This is a genomic window from Emticicia fluvialis (assembly GCF_024793945.1).
Lineage (GTDB): Bacteria > Bacteroidota > Bacteroidia > Cytophagales > Spirosomataceae > Emticicia > Emticicia fluvialis.
In genome coordinates, this window is record NZ_JANUSD010000013.1 from 35411 (window position 1) to 49722 (window position 14312).

A 14312-nucleotide genomic window follows, 5' to 3' on the forward strand; every position below is an offset into this window, starting at 1 on the left:
ATTTTATTCAACATCCACACGGGTGACCTGATGAACGCCCTCTATTTCGCCCAATTGTTTCATGAGGGTTTCAAGGTGTCTGGTGTCCTGAACGTACAGTTTGATAACGCCCGTAAAGATACCATCATTTGTATCAACTGCCAAAGAGCGCATATTAATATGGAGTTCGCTTGAAATAACCTTAGAAATATCCTGTATCATGCCCATGCGGTCAATGCCATCCAGATGAATGGTAGCAACAAATGCCTTAGCTACCTGCGACGACCACCTGGCTTTAATAACCCGGTTGCCGTACTGAGACAACAACTGTTGTGCGTTAGGGCAGGAGTTTCGGTGTATTTTTATGCCCTCATTAACGGTCAGGAAACCAAACACGTCGTCGCCCGGTATAGGGTTGCAACATCTGGCCAGCGTGAAGTCAATTTCCTGCAGGTCGTCTCCAATAAAGAGGGTATCATCACCTTTAACTTTCTTAAATTCTTTCTCAAAACTTTTGGCATCAATAAAAGCCTTGTTGTCAATCTCAATTTTTGCTGTTTTATTAAGCCTTACGTCTCTTTCATGCTTAAACTTCTTAATCTCATCGGGCATTATGTATGCCTTTCCAAAAGCATAGTAGAGGTCGTTATAATCTTTTTTGTTGAAATAAGCCCTCAGCTGGTTCAGGGTTTCCAGGTTGTTATCAAGCCCCAGGGTTTTCAGCTTTTTAGTTATAATTTCTTTGCCGTCGCTGTAATAAACTCTGTTTTCTTCCTTTAGCAGGTCTTTAATACGTGCTTTGGCTTTGGTTGTGGTTACAAACCTGAGCCAGTCTTCTGACGGCTTCTGGCTCTTGGTGGTAAGAATTTCAAGCTGGTCTCCGTTCTGAAGCACATAACTGATGGGTACCAACTGGTTATTTACCTTACCGGCTGTGCATTTTCTGCCAATTTCGGTATGTATTTCAAAAGCAAAATCAAGCACGGTGGCGCCTTTTCTGAGCACCTTGAGGTCGCCTTTGGGGGTAAAAACAAAAACTTCTTCGTTATAGAAATTGCCTCTGAAGTCTTCAAGAAATTCAATTGCCGATTTATCGCCTGAGGTAAGCGTTTCACGCACCTGGTTAATCCAGCGGTCGAGCGGGGCATTCATAGACGTATCGTTGCCTTTGTATTTAAAGTGCGCCGCATAACCTCTTTCTGAGATTTCGTCCATGCGTTCGGTACGAATCTGCACCTCCACCCATTGTCCCGTGTGGCTCATAACAGTAGTATGTAAAGATTCATATCCATTGGCCTTTGGAATAGATATCCAGTCTTTGAGCCTGTCCGGATTAGGCTTGTATTGGTCTGTAACAATAGAATAAACCTGCCAGCAGGCCGACTTCTCCTTTTCGGTAGGTACGTGCGTCAGAATAATTCTGATGGCAAAGAGGTCATAAATTTCTTCAAACGGCGTATTCTGTTTTTTTATCTTGTTCCAGATTGAATAAATATGTTTCGGCCGGCCTTTAATAACAAACTCAAGACCTGCCTCCAGCAGTTTTCTCTTAAGGGGTTTAATAAAATTATCAATGAACCGGTCGCGGGTAGATTTCGTACTTTTAAGTTTCTGCGCTATCTCTTTAAACATCTCCGGTTCGGTGTATTTCAGATATAAATCTTCCAGTTCAGATTTTATCTTGTATAAACCAAGGCGGTGTGCCAGAGGTGCATATATAAAAATAGTTTCATGCGCAATTTTAAGCTGAGAGTTACGCGCCATGCTGCCCAGTGTGCGCATGTTATGCAGCCTGTCGGCAAGTTTAATCAGAATCACCCTTACATCTTCTGAAAGCGTTATCAGCATTTTTCTGAAATTCTCTGCCTGGGCAGAGGTACCCTGTTCAAAATTGCCTGATATTTTGGTAAGGCCGTCAATAATGCGTGCTACTTTGTTACCAAACTCTTTTTCAATTTCTTTCAGCGTCATATCGGTGTCTTCAACCACGTCGTGCAGCAATGCGCAGATAATAGAAGTAGCCCCCAGGCCAATTTCTTCCACGCATATCTGAGCCACTTCAAGCGGATGATAGATGTAGGGTTCCCCGGATTTCCGCCGCATATCTTTATGGGCTTCCATCGAAATAGTAAACGCCTTTTTTATTTGCTTTGCATCGTCGCCTTTCAGCGTAGGTTTGGCAGCCCTGAGTAATCTGCGATACTTGGTTAATATCTCGGCTCTTTCTTTTTCAAGGTCTATCATTGGTTCAGACTGACTTCTGGTTTCCGGTTTTTCTGCAACGTCTGCTGTCATTCTTATGGTTTATTGTATTCCTAAAGACTAATATAATTAATTGCCGACTGACCAGCAAATTATTTTTAAGGCGGGGCGTAAATTTCTGTTTTTTTAGAGCCAGAAAAAAAAGTTTTAAAAATTTTAATTTTTTTTGAGAAAACTCTTGACAAGAGTTAAAATCGTTACTACCTTTGCAGCCCGTTCAATGATAAACGGACGTAAAAATTGAGATGCGGGCGTGGCGAAATTGGTAGACGTGCCAGACTTAGGATCTGGTGTCGCAAGGCATGGGGGTTCGAGTCCCTCCGCCCGTACAGACAACCCTCTGAACCTCACCCGGTCAGGGGGTTTTTTAATAATAGCAGTTTTCAGACTTTATTTCTTCGCTTCATTCCGGCTTTGCCCTGAATGCGGCGATTTTAATTCTTAAACCTCATATTCCGACATAATGGAAACAATATTTGAAAAAACTTCTGCAACCACCGGCAGACTTACAGTTAATGTTACAGAAGCAGACTACAAGCCGGAAGTTGATAAAAAAATCAAGCAATACACAAAAACAGCTCAGGTGAAAGGTTTCCGCCCGGGTATGGTTCCTAAAGAATATATTCAGAAATTATACGGTAAAAGTATTCTGGTTGACGAGGTAATCAATCTGGTTTCAAAATCAACTAACGATTACATTACTGACAATAAGTTGCGCGTAGTTGGCGATCCTAAGCCTGATAACGAGCTCTCTTCTAAAGTAGACTGGGATAACAGCAAAGAGTTTACTTTTGCGTATGACCTGGGTCTTGCATCTGATTTTACAGTTGATTTGAGCGCGATTCCGGCTGTTACCAATTATGACATTGAGCCAACTGAAGATAAAGTAAACGAAGCCATTGAAGACATCCGTCGTCGTTTCGGAAAAGACGCAGAAGCTGAAGAAGTTGAAAAAGAAGATCTGGTTTTTGGTACTTTGAAACAAGAGTCTTCTGAAATTGAAATCAAGGATGCTACCATTTCTACCGGCCGTGTTAACGAAGATGCATTCCATATTTTTAAAGGACTTGAAAAGGGCAGCAGTGTGAAATTTGATATTCAGTCAATTTTTGCCAATGTAAAAGACCTTGGTTATGCTACCGGTAAAAGTGAGGAAGAAGCAGCTGCTATGGCTGGTGAGTTTGAATTTACTGTTGAGAAAATAACCAGAGTAGCTGCCGCTGATATTGACCAGGAGTTTTTTGATAAAGCGCTGGGCGAAGGTAAAGTGTCTAATGAAGAAGAGTTCAGAGCTGAAATCAGGAATATAGTGAAAGAAAACTATGACCGTGAAAGTAATTATCTGCTTGATTTTGAAGTGGAGAAAACGCTTCTGAACAATATTCATATCGAATTACCTGATGCATTCCTGAAAGACTGGTTGTTGATTATCAACGAAGGTAAATTTACTGCAGAAGATATTGATAAAGATTATGATGCGTTTGCTCGTGGTTTACGTATGGATTTAATCCGTAACGAGGTGGCTGCTAACAATGAAATCAAACTGGAGTACAACGATATAGTGGATGAAGTAAAAGCAGAAATGCGTAATTATTTCGGAGCTTATTCGTACGAAGGCCTGGAAGATATCATTGACAACATGGCTCGTAAAACCCTTAAGGAGAACAAAGACAACGCTGTTCGTAAATATACCGACCGTGCCTTTGGTAAAAAAGTTCGCGAGTTCCTGAAAGCAAATCTGACAGTTGAAAAGAAAACCGTACAGGTTGACGAATTTAACAAAATTGCAGAAGAGGTTTATGCCTAAGCTTTTGCAAAAAGTACATAAAAAGAATCCCCGTGGTATTGCACTACGGGGATTCTTGCTTTTATACTGGGTGTAGATTATGAAATCAACACGTTTCCGGTCATTTCTTGGGGTATTTCTACACCCAACAAAGTAAGTATGGTTGGCGCAATATCACCCAACTTGCCGTCTTTCACCTCATAGCGGTCTGTTTTATCAACAACTATACATGGCACCAGATTCAGCGAGTGTTGTGTATTAGGCGATTGGTCGTCGTTAATCATGTAATCGGCATTTCCGTGGTCGGCAATCACAATTGAAGTATAGCCGTTTTCAAGGGCGGTATCAACTACTTGTTCAAGGCATTTATCTACGGCCTCTACTGCTTTTATTACGGCTTCAAACACACCCGTGTGGCCTACCATGTCGGGGTTTGCAAAGTTGAGACAAACAAAGTCAACTTCCTGTTTTTTCAATTCAGGCAGAATGGTGTTGTCTATGTCAAACGCTGCCATTTGCGGTTTAAGGTCATAGGTAGGCACGTCTTTTGGAGAGGGGCACAACAAGCGGCTTTCGCCTGCAAACGGTTCTTCACGGCCACCAGAGAAGAAGAAAGTTACGTGCGGGTATTTTTCTGTCTCGGCAATGCGAATCTGTTTTTTACCTGCTCTTTCAAGCACTTCGCCTAAGGTATTGGTCAGATTATCTTTGTCATAAATTACGTGTACGTTCTTGTACGAATCATCGTAATTTGTCATGGTAAGATAATACAGATTCAAAGCTTTCATTTCATACTGAGGAAAATCATGCTGTGTCAATACCTCAGTTATTTCACGACCACGGTCAGTACGGAAGTTGAAACACATTACTACATCATCTTCTTCAATTTTTGCAACCGGTACACCGTTTTCAGTAATTACAATCGGTTTCAGAAACTCGTCGGTAACGTTTTGCTCATAAGAAATCTGAATGGCATCCTGCAACTGCTCAATGGTAAGGGTGGCTTCACCAAGACCCTTCACCATGGCATCATAAGCCAGTTTTACACGCTCCCAGCGTTTGTCTCGGTCCATTGCATAATAACGGCCTATCACACTGGCAATTTTACCGGTTGATTTGCTCAGATGCGCCTGCAAGTCGGCCAGGAAGCCCTTGCCACTTTTAGGGTCGCAGTCACGGCCGTCGGTAAACGCATGCACAAACACATCTTTTAAGCCGAAGCCGGCAGCGGCGGTGCACAAGCCTTTGAGGTGGTCTATATGCGAATGAACGCCACCGTCTGATGCAAGACCAATAAAATGTACTTTTTTATTATTGTTTTTGGCGTATTCAAAAGCCTTAACCAAAGCGGGTTCTTTAGCTAAATACCCTTCTTCTACTGCTATATTGATTTTTTCTAATTCCTGATAAACCACGCGCCCTGCGCCCAGGTTCATGTGTCCTACTTCTGAGTTACCCATTTGTCCGTTAGGTAATCCTACGGCGCGTCCGCAGGCTTCTAAGGTGCTGTGCGGATACTCTTTTATTAATTTTCTGAAATAGGGTACGTTGGCTGCATCAATGGCCGAGCGCCATTCTTCACCCGGTTTAGGAATCCCCCAACCATCAAGGATTATCAAAATTACTTTTTTGTTCATAATGTTTTACCCCGTCACCTGTATAAGTAGGTTTGTATTAGAAACTTTTCATGTTTGGGGTAGGGTTAATGGCATGAAAGTTTCATGAATTTCTTAGCTATGTTTGCAAGGCAAATTTACTCATTTTTTCTTCAACTCTGCTAAAATCTTCTTTCCTCTGCTTTTAATTGCCGGCGAGCCATCCTGGTTTTTCAGCAACAGGTCTTCAAGGGTTAATCGTAGCTCAGGTTTTAGTTCAGGCAGTTTACGGGCTATATTATAGCAAACGGTAACAGAAAAGGCTCTTATCGCTATGGCTTCATTACTATTCAGGTAGCCGAAGCAGATGTCGTACACTTCACCTGTATATTCTTCCGGTATATCTGTATACTGCCAAACCCGTATAACGTTTCTTTTAACGGCGTCAGAAGCATCGGCCTCATGAAGTTTATCAATAAACCTTCTGAAATAAGGAATAATGAGAAAAGGATGTCTGACGGCACATTCGCTGAGTACCCAGGCAGCTTTTTGTGTAAGCACGTAGGTGCCCTGAAGAAAGATTCGCATTAATACGGCAAATCTTTCTTCATCGGCACCAATTATATCGGCAATATGCTTAACCCTGGTTTTTGAAAACTGAAGGGTCAACTCTTTTTCGATATTCATTGTATCATCAAATCTTACAGTTCCTTTTCTTTTACAAGCTTATATTTTTCAATTAGATGCCCGAGCAATTCTTTACCGCTTCTTTCTACAATCTGAAAAACCTCTTCAAAGTCTTTTTCAGAGCCATAGTAGGGGTCTGGTACCTCAAAAACACCCTTTACGTTCGGGTCGTAGTCGCGCATTAAAAAGAGTTTTTCAGCAGGGGGTGGTGTTTGCTTTATCTTGTAGTAAAGGGCGTGCACATCTTTAAAGTTTTTTTCATCCATTACTACAATGTGGTCGAAATCATCCAGATCGGCAGGTGTAATCTCTCGGCCTTTGTGGATAAGCGCAATGCCGTGGTTGAGCGCACTTTTAATAGCCCGGTGGTCAGGTGCCTGGCCTGCATGCCAGCCCATAGTTCCGGCCGAATCGCAGTCTATTTTATCTTCCAACCCGTGTTTTTGTATTAAGTCTTTAAATACACCTTCTGCCATGGGTGAACGGCAGATATTTCCTAAACAAACGAACAATACTTTTACCATAGTTTTAAATGAATTTGTAAAGTTATTAAGCGTTTAAAATTGAAGAATGTTTCTCAGCAAGGCCTTTTTAATCAATATTTAATAGACTTTTTGGCCGCCTATAAAGGTATTAATAACTTTAATACTACGAAGTTTTTCTTTGGGCGCTTTCATAATATCTGCTTCAAGAATCACAAAGTCAGCCATTTTGCCGGTTTCAATACTGCCCCGTTCTTTCTCTTCAAAATTGGCAAAGGCACTCCAGATGGTCATGGCTTTCAAAGCTTGCTCGCGGGTTAAGGCATTTTCCATCTGAAAGCCACCGTTGGGGTAGTTTTTATCGTCCTGGCGGGCAACGGCTGAATGAAACCCAAACAAGGGGTTGACGTATTCTACCGGGAAATCGCTGCCATTGGCAATAAGACCGTTTTGTTTCAACAGGTCCTGAAAAGCGTAGGCGGTCTTTGCCCGCTCTTTGCCTAATCGGTCACCTGCCCAGTACATATCTGAAGTTGCGTGAGTAGCCTGAATTGACGGAATGACCGAGTATCGCCCAAATTTGGGTACATCTTCAGTTGAAACCACCTGTGCGTGTTCTATACGCCAGCGGCGGTCGTTTTTGCCTTTCAGTAACTTGCCGTAAATATTCAGAATCAGTCTGTTGGCCGAGTCGCCGATACAGTGTGTATTGGCCTGATAGCCAGAATTATAAATGGCTGTAAGGCTGCGTTCCAGTTCGGCAGGGCTAAGTAGTAAAAATCCGGTTTTTGAGGGTTCGTCGCTGTAAGGTTTCAGCAGGCAGGCTCCTCTTGAGCCCAAAGCTCCATCTGCATATAATTTAAACGAGCGCACATTCAGGCGGTCGGTTTTGTAAATCCCTTTTTTGATGAAATATTCCAGATTGCGGATACCCAATGAAACCATTACATAGTTACGTATTTGCAAAGATCCCTGTTTCTGCATTTTATCAATCAGTTCAATATCATCCTGATTCAACCCTGCATCCGAAACCGTGGTAAGCCCATATTTTACACATTCTTTTTGTGCAGCCAGTAGCATGGTTTGCTTTTCTTTTTCGGTAGCTGACGGAATCACCCTTCTGGCTAATCCCATGGCGTTGTCTACCAGAATACCTGTCAGTTGGCCATCCATTACTTCTACATCGCCACCACTTACTTTACTGGCAGGCGAAATCTTTGCCAGTTGAATGGCTTTGGAGTTAATAAGGGCCGCATGCCCGTCAATGCGCGTAAGCAGAACAGGCTTGTCCGGAAATGCCTTATCGAGCAAATCTTTAGTCGGAAAAACCTTTACATCCCAGTCGTTCTGGTCCCAGCCCCGGCCAATAATCCATTGGTTTTCGGGATGCTCGGCGGCAAACTTTTTCAGTCGCTCAATTATTTCTTCGTAAGACGTGGTCTCTACCAGATCACATTGCCCAAGCATCTGCCCCAAACCCAGGAAATGACTGTGGGGGTCATAAAAACCCGGGTAAACCGGCTTCTTGCCGGCATCAACGGTATGTCTGGCTGTGTAGCCCGCCAGTATGTCTTTAGAGCTGCCAATACCAACAAACTTGCCGTTTTTGACAGCAAAGGCTTCTGCCACAACAAACTGGCTATTAACCGTGTACACAATTGCGTTATGCACTATGAGGTCTGCCTCTTTTTTTTGTGCCAGCGAGCTGCTATACACAAAAGCCATACAGATAAATGCCACGCGTGCAAGAGTAGATTGATAGAGTTTCATAGATGTTTATTTTTTGCAATATACTTAAAGCCTTGCCTTATTTTACACAAATGCCTTAGGTTGTTGTTTTAATGAGGCAAAGCATACCTTCCTCGTTTCTCACCATCTCCAGATTTATTAATTGCAGGTACCGGTTCAGTAAGTCAGATAATGACTCTTTGCCGTTGATACAGACATCAAAATACCAGTCTAGTTTTTCATTGGCTACTTCTTCGCAAATGGCTTGATAATCCTGATACGAATAGCCTTTGAAGGGTTTGCCGAATTGCTCCCACATTTGTTTCATCACATCGTCGAGCGAGCGGGTGTGGCTTGAAACTTTTCTGATGTGCAGGTCTAATATCTGGGCAGCAATGGCACCTTTATGATAAACAGACACCTTACGGCCGGGGATGCTTGGTGTGTAGCCGTCCAGCCAGAGGTCCCACGATGATTCAGCCAGAGATTGTGCTGCATTATCGGCGTTGTCGAAATGTCTTTTACAGCAAACTTCCAGTTCTTTCAGGTATTGCGCTTCATTAAAAACTCCGGCACGGCTTAATATCAAATCTCCGTAATAGGTAGTAACGCCCTCAGCCACAAAGCAGGTCGGGAAATAGTTTTCCTGGGTGTAATCATAAGGCAGAAGCTCAACCGGCCGAATGCGGCAGATATTCCAGGTATGAAATAATTCATGCGAGGCCAGCCCCAGTAAATCAATATACAGTTCTTCAAAGTTCTGATTATCAGGCCCAAGCACCTGCATGGTTGAACTCCGGTGTTCAACCCCGTGATAATAAGGTACCGGCAAAACCCAGGTCAGAAAATGATATTCAGGCTGAGGAAACTCTCCAAAAATAGCTATTTGTGCCTGTGTAAATTTGCTGAAATCGGCTTTGATACGTTCAAAATCCGGGTTGATGTTGCCTTCAAACCATAGATTGAATTTCACGTCGTCAATCTCGTAGAAATCATGTTTCAGGCTGGCGCTTACAATAAAAGGACTATCGGCCAGGTGATAAAAATCGTCAAAATGTAAGAGGTGTACTGATGAACCCGGGTGATGGGTAATCGTATTGATGCCGGCAATTTTCTGGCTTTCGCCTAGTTCCAGCTCAATGGTGCAGGGTTCATTTATTCTACCCTCTGCATACAGGCATAAATTTACCGGATTTACATACAATATGTGTTCGTCTACGTAACTGCTACCCGCATTAATAATATGCGCAAAATAGTTATAGCGCACAATAACGCTGCTGATACCCTCTGTTTCTACCAGCCAGCGATCTTTGGTTATTTTTTTGCAGGCCAGTGTTTCGCCGTTTGTGTCGGTAACCTCAAATTGCTGAATATTTTTAGCAAAATTCTGTAGTTCGTATCGGCCCGGGCGCCATGCAGGCAACTGCAGCTCAAGTGTATCGGCCTGAATATCAGTGATAAAGCATTCTATATCAATAAAATGTGAGTGGCGGTTTTTAGAATAAATTTTGTAATGCATGAAACAATTTTTTGTTGTGCTGTTGGCTTTATTAAAATTATTGCGTACTTTTGCAGTCCCTTATGAAAGGTGCGGGTTATTGTGAATTAAAAGAACAAAAATAAATAAATATAATGAAACGTACATTCCAACCATCAAACAGAAAGCGTCGTAACAAACACGGATTCCGTGAGCGTATGGAATCTGCAAATGGCAGACGCGTATTGGCTGCACGTCGTGCACGTGGCAGATGGAAATTGACTGTTTCTGACGAGAAAAAACACAAATAATCTCGTTTGCAGCAGTTTGATAGTTCGATTTTACAATTTGTAAACCCGACGTAATCAAGATATTTAGCCACCTCTGGGTGGCTTTTTTATTAGCTTTACGGGTAATTATTTTTACTGAATGGTAAAGAAAACTTTCAGAAAGAACGAAAGACTATGCAGCACCAAGGTAATTGGCGGCCTTTTTGACAGAAAAGATTCTGCCAACGATGGTGTTTTTGCGTATCCGGTAAGGGCTGTTTTTCGGCATTCGGAAGAAGAAACTACTCAGGTGCTTTTCTCGGTACCCAAGAGGCAATTTAAACATGCGGTTGACAGAAATCTGATTCGCCGACGCATGAAAGAAGCCTACCGGCTTCATAAAGTACAGCTGCCCGGGCAATATTACATTGCATTTATTTATGTAGGCAAGAAAATTGAAGAGTACGCCATAATTGAAAAAGGCATGAAGAATTGCCTAAAAAAGTTGTAAATGGCCGCAAACCCATTGTTCTATTTTTTAAACTTCTCTCTTATTTCTGGTAAACGGTCTTCATAAGACGCCCCAATGAAAATCTCTCTGTCGGCAATCCAGACCGACTGCCTTGTAAGTTTCTGTATTTTATTGATGTTAACGATATAAGAGCGGTGGATTCTGATAAATTGCCCGGCTGGTAAAAGCTGGAGCGCTTCGCTGATGTTCTGTCGGCTCAGCAGCTTTTTACTTTTAAGCACATAGGCCATATAATTGCCCTCGGCCTCTATGTAAAGCAGGTCATCAAAAAAGACTTTTTCTTCTTCATAGCCTGTTTTTAAAAATATAAAATCTATGGTGGTTTCGCGGGTTGGCTGGCTAATCTCCAATGCCTTATTGCAGGCTTTGGTGAATCTCGCCAGCGAGAAGGGCTTCAGCAGGTAATCTATGGCATCTAATTCAAAGCCCTTTACGGCGTATTCAGAATAAGCCGTTGTAAACACCACCATTGGCGCTTTTTGCAGTATATTGATAAACTCAATGCCCGAAATGTCGGGCATTTTTATATCAAGAAACAATAAGTCTATTTTGTTTTGCTGCAAGTAAGGTATTGCCTCAAATGCATCTGTAAAAGTGGCTTTCAGTTCCAGGAAGGGTACTTTAGCTGCGTGCATCTGCACTACTTCCAGGGCATGGGGTTCATCATCTATGGCTATGGCGGTAAGCATGTAGGTTTGTTAAAATACTGCTGAAATTAAATCATTTTCTTCTGTCTTGTCAATAACAAACTGTCTAATTGCTGATACAATTGAGGCAGATTACTAGGGCGAATGGCATGCCTGTTAATGATTTTACCGTTTTCATCTACAATAAACTGCCAGGGATAATAAGGCATTTCGTTCTTACTCACTGTCTGGTCGAAAAGCTTCATGCTGAATTCATTGCTGACCAGATAATGATGCCCTTTCGCTTTAGCAGCAGCTAACTTCCGGCGCCATAGCACACTGTTGCTCACTGTTTTTAACGGATAGTTGCTTTCAGAACAGATATAGACAAACGTAATAGGTTTGTTTTTGTAACGTGCTTGCAGTTGAGGAACATAATTTTTCAATTCAACAAAACAGGCTCCACAGTTAACCGACGAATGGTCGACATAATGTAATGAGCCTTTGTGTTTGTCGAGTATCTGCTTTAACTCAGTTACATCTTTGGCCTCTTCTATGTTTATTTCAGGTTCAAGGCGAGACTCATAATACTTATTGGCTGAAAAAGCTCCAATAACCATAACAACAAAAATAACTGAAAGTATAATAGAAAGTGTTTTAAATTGCTTTTTCATCATTTTATTTTTTATTGACTAAAATTTGTTGCAACATTTCTTTGCCCCCCTCGTTTTTCGGATTCATGGCAATCGATTTCTGATACATCATAATAGCCTCTTCACGTTTGCTATTGGCATTGAGCACTTCGGCATAACTGTCATTTACATTGAAGCTTTTCGGAAACAGAAATGTGTTAATTTTAAAAGTTTCCAGTGCATATTGTTGTTGTTTAGCTCTATGAAGCAGGTCGTAACCCAGCCAGTACATAATTAAGCATATCTGCAGAGGTGCTTATTATTTTATTGTCGCCGTAGGTGCCGCCGCAATTGTAAGTACAATAATGTTTACTACCGGTTTTTATAGAATCTACATTTTTAAACCGGTTATCAAACCAGGTTGCCATTCTGTTGCTGAGTACTTTTTTGGGGTCACTATCAGGTTTATCCATTTTCAGGTAGGTATTAGGCATTTTAGCTACCTCAAAAATGTTCTTTTCTGGTGGTTATGATGTTCTGCGCCAGCGCACAAGCCATGGCAAAGCAAATAACAGTTGTTAATGTTAGCTTTTTCATAATTGTTGTAAGGTTAAATCACCAATAGGTAATAGTAAGAGACACAAAGAAATCTTGTTCGCTTTGCTGAATGTCGAGTGTGTGGCGGTTTTTGTAAATCAGTTCCAGGCGTTTCTTGACGTTTTCAAGGCCTATGCCGTTGTTATTCTTTTCAGGGTCTGCCTCTGACCTGGCGTGAAGCGAGTTATGAACCTTGAAATATAACCGGGTGTCGTCATAAGTGAGCGTAATATAAATCCATGAAGGATTCCGGAAACTGATGCCGTGTTTAAAGGCATTTTCAATGAATGGATTCAGCAGCATTGGGGCCACAAATATTTCACGGTCTGTGGGCTGAATATTTACTTTTATCTCAATATTGTCTGACTCCGCAATGCGCATCTGTTGTATCTCTATATAGTTTTGCAGATACTCTATCTCTTTATAGAGCGGAATCCGGTCCTGGTTGTTTTCATTCAGCATAAAGCGCATCATATCGCCCAGTTTTTGTATGCCGTCAGCGGTTTTTTCTGCATTTTCTTTCAGCGAAACCGAGTAAAGCGTATTTAAGGCATTGAACAGAAAATGTGGATTAATCTGTGACCTGAGTGAAGAAAGCTCAGCTGTTTTACGGGTAAAAAGTTCGGTTAATTTTAACTTCTCCTTAAAAAATATACTTCTGAGAAATGCGCCAATGGACGAAATGAAAACGATTAAAAAAAACGGCACCAGAAAATCGCGAGTGTTGAGGTAAAATCCCTGATGGCCGTTTGATACCCAGAAAATCTGATTAACAACCAGAAGCGCCAATGTGCCTAAGATACATACAATAACGAAGAGTATAATACCGGCTGAAAACCCTTTAGAGCCTAAATTGGAAATGTTGGGTATAATTCTTTCAATAAATACATTCTGGGCTATGTAAACAGTTGCCAGAAAAAGTGGTATAAAAACACCTTCTCTCAAATCGCTCTTCCAGAAACTAACCGGCAGTTGCCCCCAAAATGCAAAGCCCGTAATGGCTAGTACAACGAAAGCTACCAGCAGGAAATCTAAATACTGAAAGTTCTTCTCAGGCTCTTCGTTTAGTTTGTTTTTAAGAAAGTAATAAAACTGTGAAGCCGCTTCGTAAATGCCAATCATGGTTAACAAGGCTATGGTATTGCTTACCAAATTTACCTTGCGGAAAAGCGAATAAACTTTGAAACCGATAATTTGTTCGTAGTCGTCTGTTCTGAAACGCCAGTAAAGTTTAAAATAATCATAGAAAAAAACACTGGCGGCACTAAATAGAACCGTAAGAAACAAATAGGCAATTATTTCATCTTGTTTGCGCTCTTTTGACTTTAATCGTGGGTAGGCCAGGTAATGAAAACACGCCCAGGCTGCAAAAGACAGCACACCGCCGGCTATGGTAGGGAAAATAGTATTAATTTCATGGTTATACCCGGCAAGGTCATTCCAGATGTTATGCGTATAATTGGAAAATACCGTAGCGCCAAATGTTGAAGATTCGGCGAGTTCGATATCTCTATCGAACTCACCGGCCATTTCAAATAGTCTACGGGTAATGTAAATGGTAAATGCCAGAAGGATAAACCAGAACTCGTATTGTCTGAACTTTCGAAATGATTGCATAGCTTTTTCATAAATTTTCAACAAAACTATGGCTCAATCATTC

General features: G+C 41.6%; 14 protein-coding genes and 1 tRNA gene. 4 read left to right on the forward strand and 11 right to left on the reverse strand.

Translation table 11 applies throughout. The features are described 5' to 3' along the window. Positions 1-3: 3 nt before the first annotated feature. Positions 4-2274: a RelA/SpoT family protein gene (locus NZ848_RS15355; RefSeq protein WP_253534139.1), complete on the reverse strand. Its 2271-nt coding sequence runs from the start codon at positions 2272-2274 to the stop codon at positions 4-6. A gap of 214 nt (positions 2275-2488) precedes the next feature. Here NZ848_RS15355 and NZ848_RS15360 point away from each other — a divergent pair. Then, a tRNA-Leu gene (locus NZ848_RS15360) sits at positions 2489-2570 on the forward strand. A 134-nt stretch (positions 2571-2704) separates the two neighbouring features. After that, positions 2705-4048, forward strand: a complete 1344-nt coding sequence (locus NZ848_RS15365) for a trigger factor (RefSeq protein WP_259016254.1) — start codon at positions 2705-2707, stop codon at positions 4046-4048. Between the two features lie 77 nt (positions 4049-4125). Here NZ848_RS15365 and gpmI read toward each other — a convergent pair whose 3' ends face one another. From gpmI to NZ848_RS15390, 5 genes are all read right to left on the reverse strand, one after another. Next, complete coding sequence (gene gpmI, locus NZ848_RS15370) at positions 4126-5664, reverse strand: 2,3-bisphosphoglycerate-independent phosphoglycerate mutase (protein ID WP_259016256.1); 1539 nt, start codon at positions 5662-5664, stop codon at positions 4126-4128. A 120-nt stretch (positions 5665-5784) separates the two neighbouring features. Continuing rightward, the gene (locus NZ848_RS15375) at positions 5785-6309 is read right to left on the reverse strand and encodes a hypothetical protein (RefSeq protein ID WP_259016257.1); all 525 of its coding nucleotides are present in this window, start codon (positions 6307-6309) and stop codon (positions 5785-5787) included. Between the two features lie 14 nt (positions 6310-6323). After that, the gene (locus NZ848_RS15380) at positions 6324-6833 is read right to left on the reverse strand and encodes a low molecular weight protein-tyrosine-phosphatase (protein WP_259016258.1); all 510 of its coding nucleotides are present in this window, start codon (positions 6831-6833) and stop codon (positions 6324-6326) included. Between the two features lie 78 nt (positions 6834-6911). Next, positions 6912-8561: an amidohydrolase gene (locus NZ848_RS15385; protein WP_390890888.1), complete on the reverse strand. Its 1650-nt coding sequence runs from the start codon at positions 8559-8561 to the stop codon at positions 6912-6914. A 55-nt stretch (positions 8562-8616) separates the two neighbouring features. Then, positions 8617-10038, reverse strand: a complete 1422-nt coding sequence (locus NZ848_RS15390) for a M61 family metallopeptidase (protein WP_259016259.1) — start codon at positions 10036-10038, stop codon at positions 8617-8619. A 113-nt stretch (positions 10039-10151) separates the two neighbouring features. Between NZ848_RS15390 and rpmH the strand changes: the two genes are divergently transcribed. Together rpmH and NZ848_RS15400 are read left to right on the forward strand one after the other, a co-directional pair. Continuing rightward, a complete protein-coding gene (gene rpmH, locus NZ848_RS15395; protein WP_101725182.1) occupies positions 10152-10307 on the forward strand; it encodes a 50S ribosomal protein L34 in 156 nt (51 codons plus the stop codon). A gap of 118 nt (positions 10308-10425) precedes the next feature. Continuing rightward, positions 10426-10776: a ribonuclease P protein component gene (locus NZ848_RS15400; RefSeq protein WP_259016260.1), complete on the forward strand. Its 351-nt coding sequence runs from the start codon at positions 10426-10428 to the stop codon at positions 10774-10776. A gap of 20 nt (positions 10777-10796) precedes the next feature. On the opposite strand, the gene NZ848_RS15405 is transcribed toward NZ848_RS15400, so the two are convergent. From NZ848_RS15405 to NZ848_RS15425, 5 genes are all read right to left on the reverse strand, one after another. Next, a complete protein-coding gene (locus tag NZ848_RS15405) occupies positions 10797-11486 on the reverse strand; it encodes a LytR/AlgR family response regulator transcription factor (protein WP_253534146.1) in 690 nt (229 codons plus the stop codon). A 26-nt stretch (positions 11487-11512) separates the two neighbouring features. Next, positions 11513-12097, reverse strand: a complete 585-nt coding sequence (locus tag NZ848_RS15410; RefSeq protein WP_259016261.1) for a TlpA family protein disulfide reductase — start codon at positions 12095-12097, stop codon at positions 11513-11515. A 4-nt stretch (positions 12098-12101) separates the two neighbouring features. Further along, positions 12102-12347 carry a tetratricopeptide repeat protein gene (locus tag NZ848_RS15415; RefSeq protein WP_259016262.1) on the reverse strand — a complete coding sequence of 82 codons (246 nt, stop codon included), beginning with the start codon at positions 12345-12347 and terminating at the stop codon, positions 12102-12104. Further along, positions 12316-12528, reverse strand: coding sequence for a hypothetical protein (locus tag NZ848_RS15420; protein WP_259016263.1), 213 nt, complete (start codon positions 12526-12528; stop codon positions 12316-12318). Before NZ848_RS15420 ends, NZ848_RS15415 begins: the two co-directional genes overlap by 32 nt. A 142-nt stretch (positions 12529-12670) precedes the next feature. Further along, on the reverse strand, positions 12671-14269 hold the full coding sequence (locus NZ848_RS15425; RefSeq protein ID WP_259016264.1) for a sensor histidine kinase: 1599 nt from the start codon (positions 14267-14269) through the stop codon (positions 12671-12673). Positions 14270-14312 lie beyond the last annotated feature (43 nt).

Bases quoted from the DNA above. Each gene is read 5' to 3' on its own strand.
- NZ848_RS15355 (WP_253534139.1), bottom strand. From the start codon at position 2,274: ATGACAGCAGACGTTGCAGAAAAACCGGAAACCAGAAGTCAGTCTGAA.
- NZ848_RS15365 (WP_259016254.1), top strand. From the start codon at position 2,705: ATGGAAACAATATTTGAAAAAACTTCTGCAACCACCGGCAGACTTACA.
- gpmI (WP_259016256.1), bottom strand. From the start codon at position 5,664: ATGAACAAAAAAGTAATTTTGATAATCCTTGATGGTTGGGGGATTCCT.
- NZ848_RS15375 (WP_259016257.1), bottom strand. From the start codon at position 6,309: ATGAATATCGAAAAAGAGTTGACCCTTCAGTTTTCAAAAACCAGGGTT.
- NZ848_RS15380 (WP_259016258.1), bottom strand. From the start codon at position 6,833: ATGGTAAAAGTATTGTTCGTTTGTTTAGGAAATATCTGCCGTTCACCC.
- NZ848_RS15385 (WP_390890888.1), bottom strand. From the start codon at position 8,561: ATGAAACTCTATCAATCTACTCTTGCACGCGTGGCATTTATCTGTATG.
- NZ848_RS15390 (WP_259016259.1), bottom strand. From the start codon at position 10,038: ATGCATTACAAAATTTATTCTAAAAACCGCCACTCACATTTTATTGAT.
- rpmH (WP_101725182.1), top strand. From the start codon at position 10,152: ATGAAACGTACATTCCAACCATCAAACAGAAAGCGTCGTAACAAACAC.
- NZ848_RS15400 (WP_259016260.1), top strand. From the start codon at position 10,426: ATGGTAAAGAAAACTTTCAGAAAGAACGAAAGACTATGCAGCACCAAG.
- NZ848_RS15405 (WP_253534146.1), bottom strand. From the start codon at position 11,486: ATGCTTACCGCCATAGCCATAGATGATGAACCCCATGCCCTGGAAGTA.
- NZ848_RS15410 (WP_259016261.1), bottom strand. From the start codon at position 12,097: ATGAAAAAGCAATTTAAAACACTTTCTATTATACTTTCAGTTATTTTT.
- NZ848_RS15415 (WP_259016262.1), bottom strand. From the start codon at position 12,347: ATGTACTGGCTGGGTTACGACCTGCTTCATAGAGCTAAACAACAACAA.
- NZ848_RS15420 (WP_259016263.1), bottom strand. From the start codon at position 12,528: ATGGATAAACCTGATAGTGACCCCAAAAAAGTACTCAGCAACAGAATG.
- NZ848_RS15425 (WP_259016264.1), bottom strand. From the start codon at position 14,269: ATGCAATCATTTCGAAAGTTCAGACAATACGAGTTCTGGTTTATCCTT.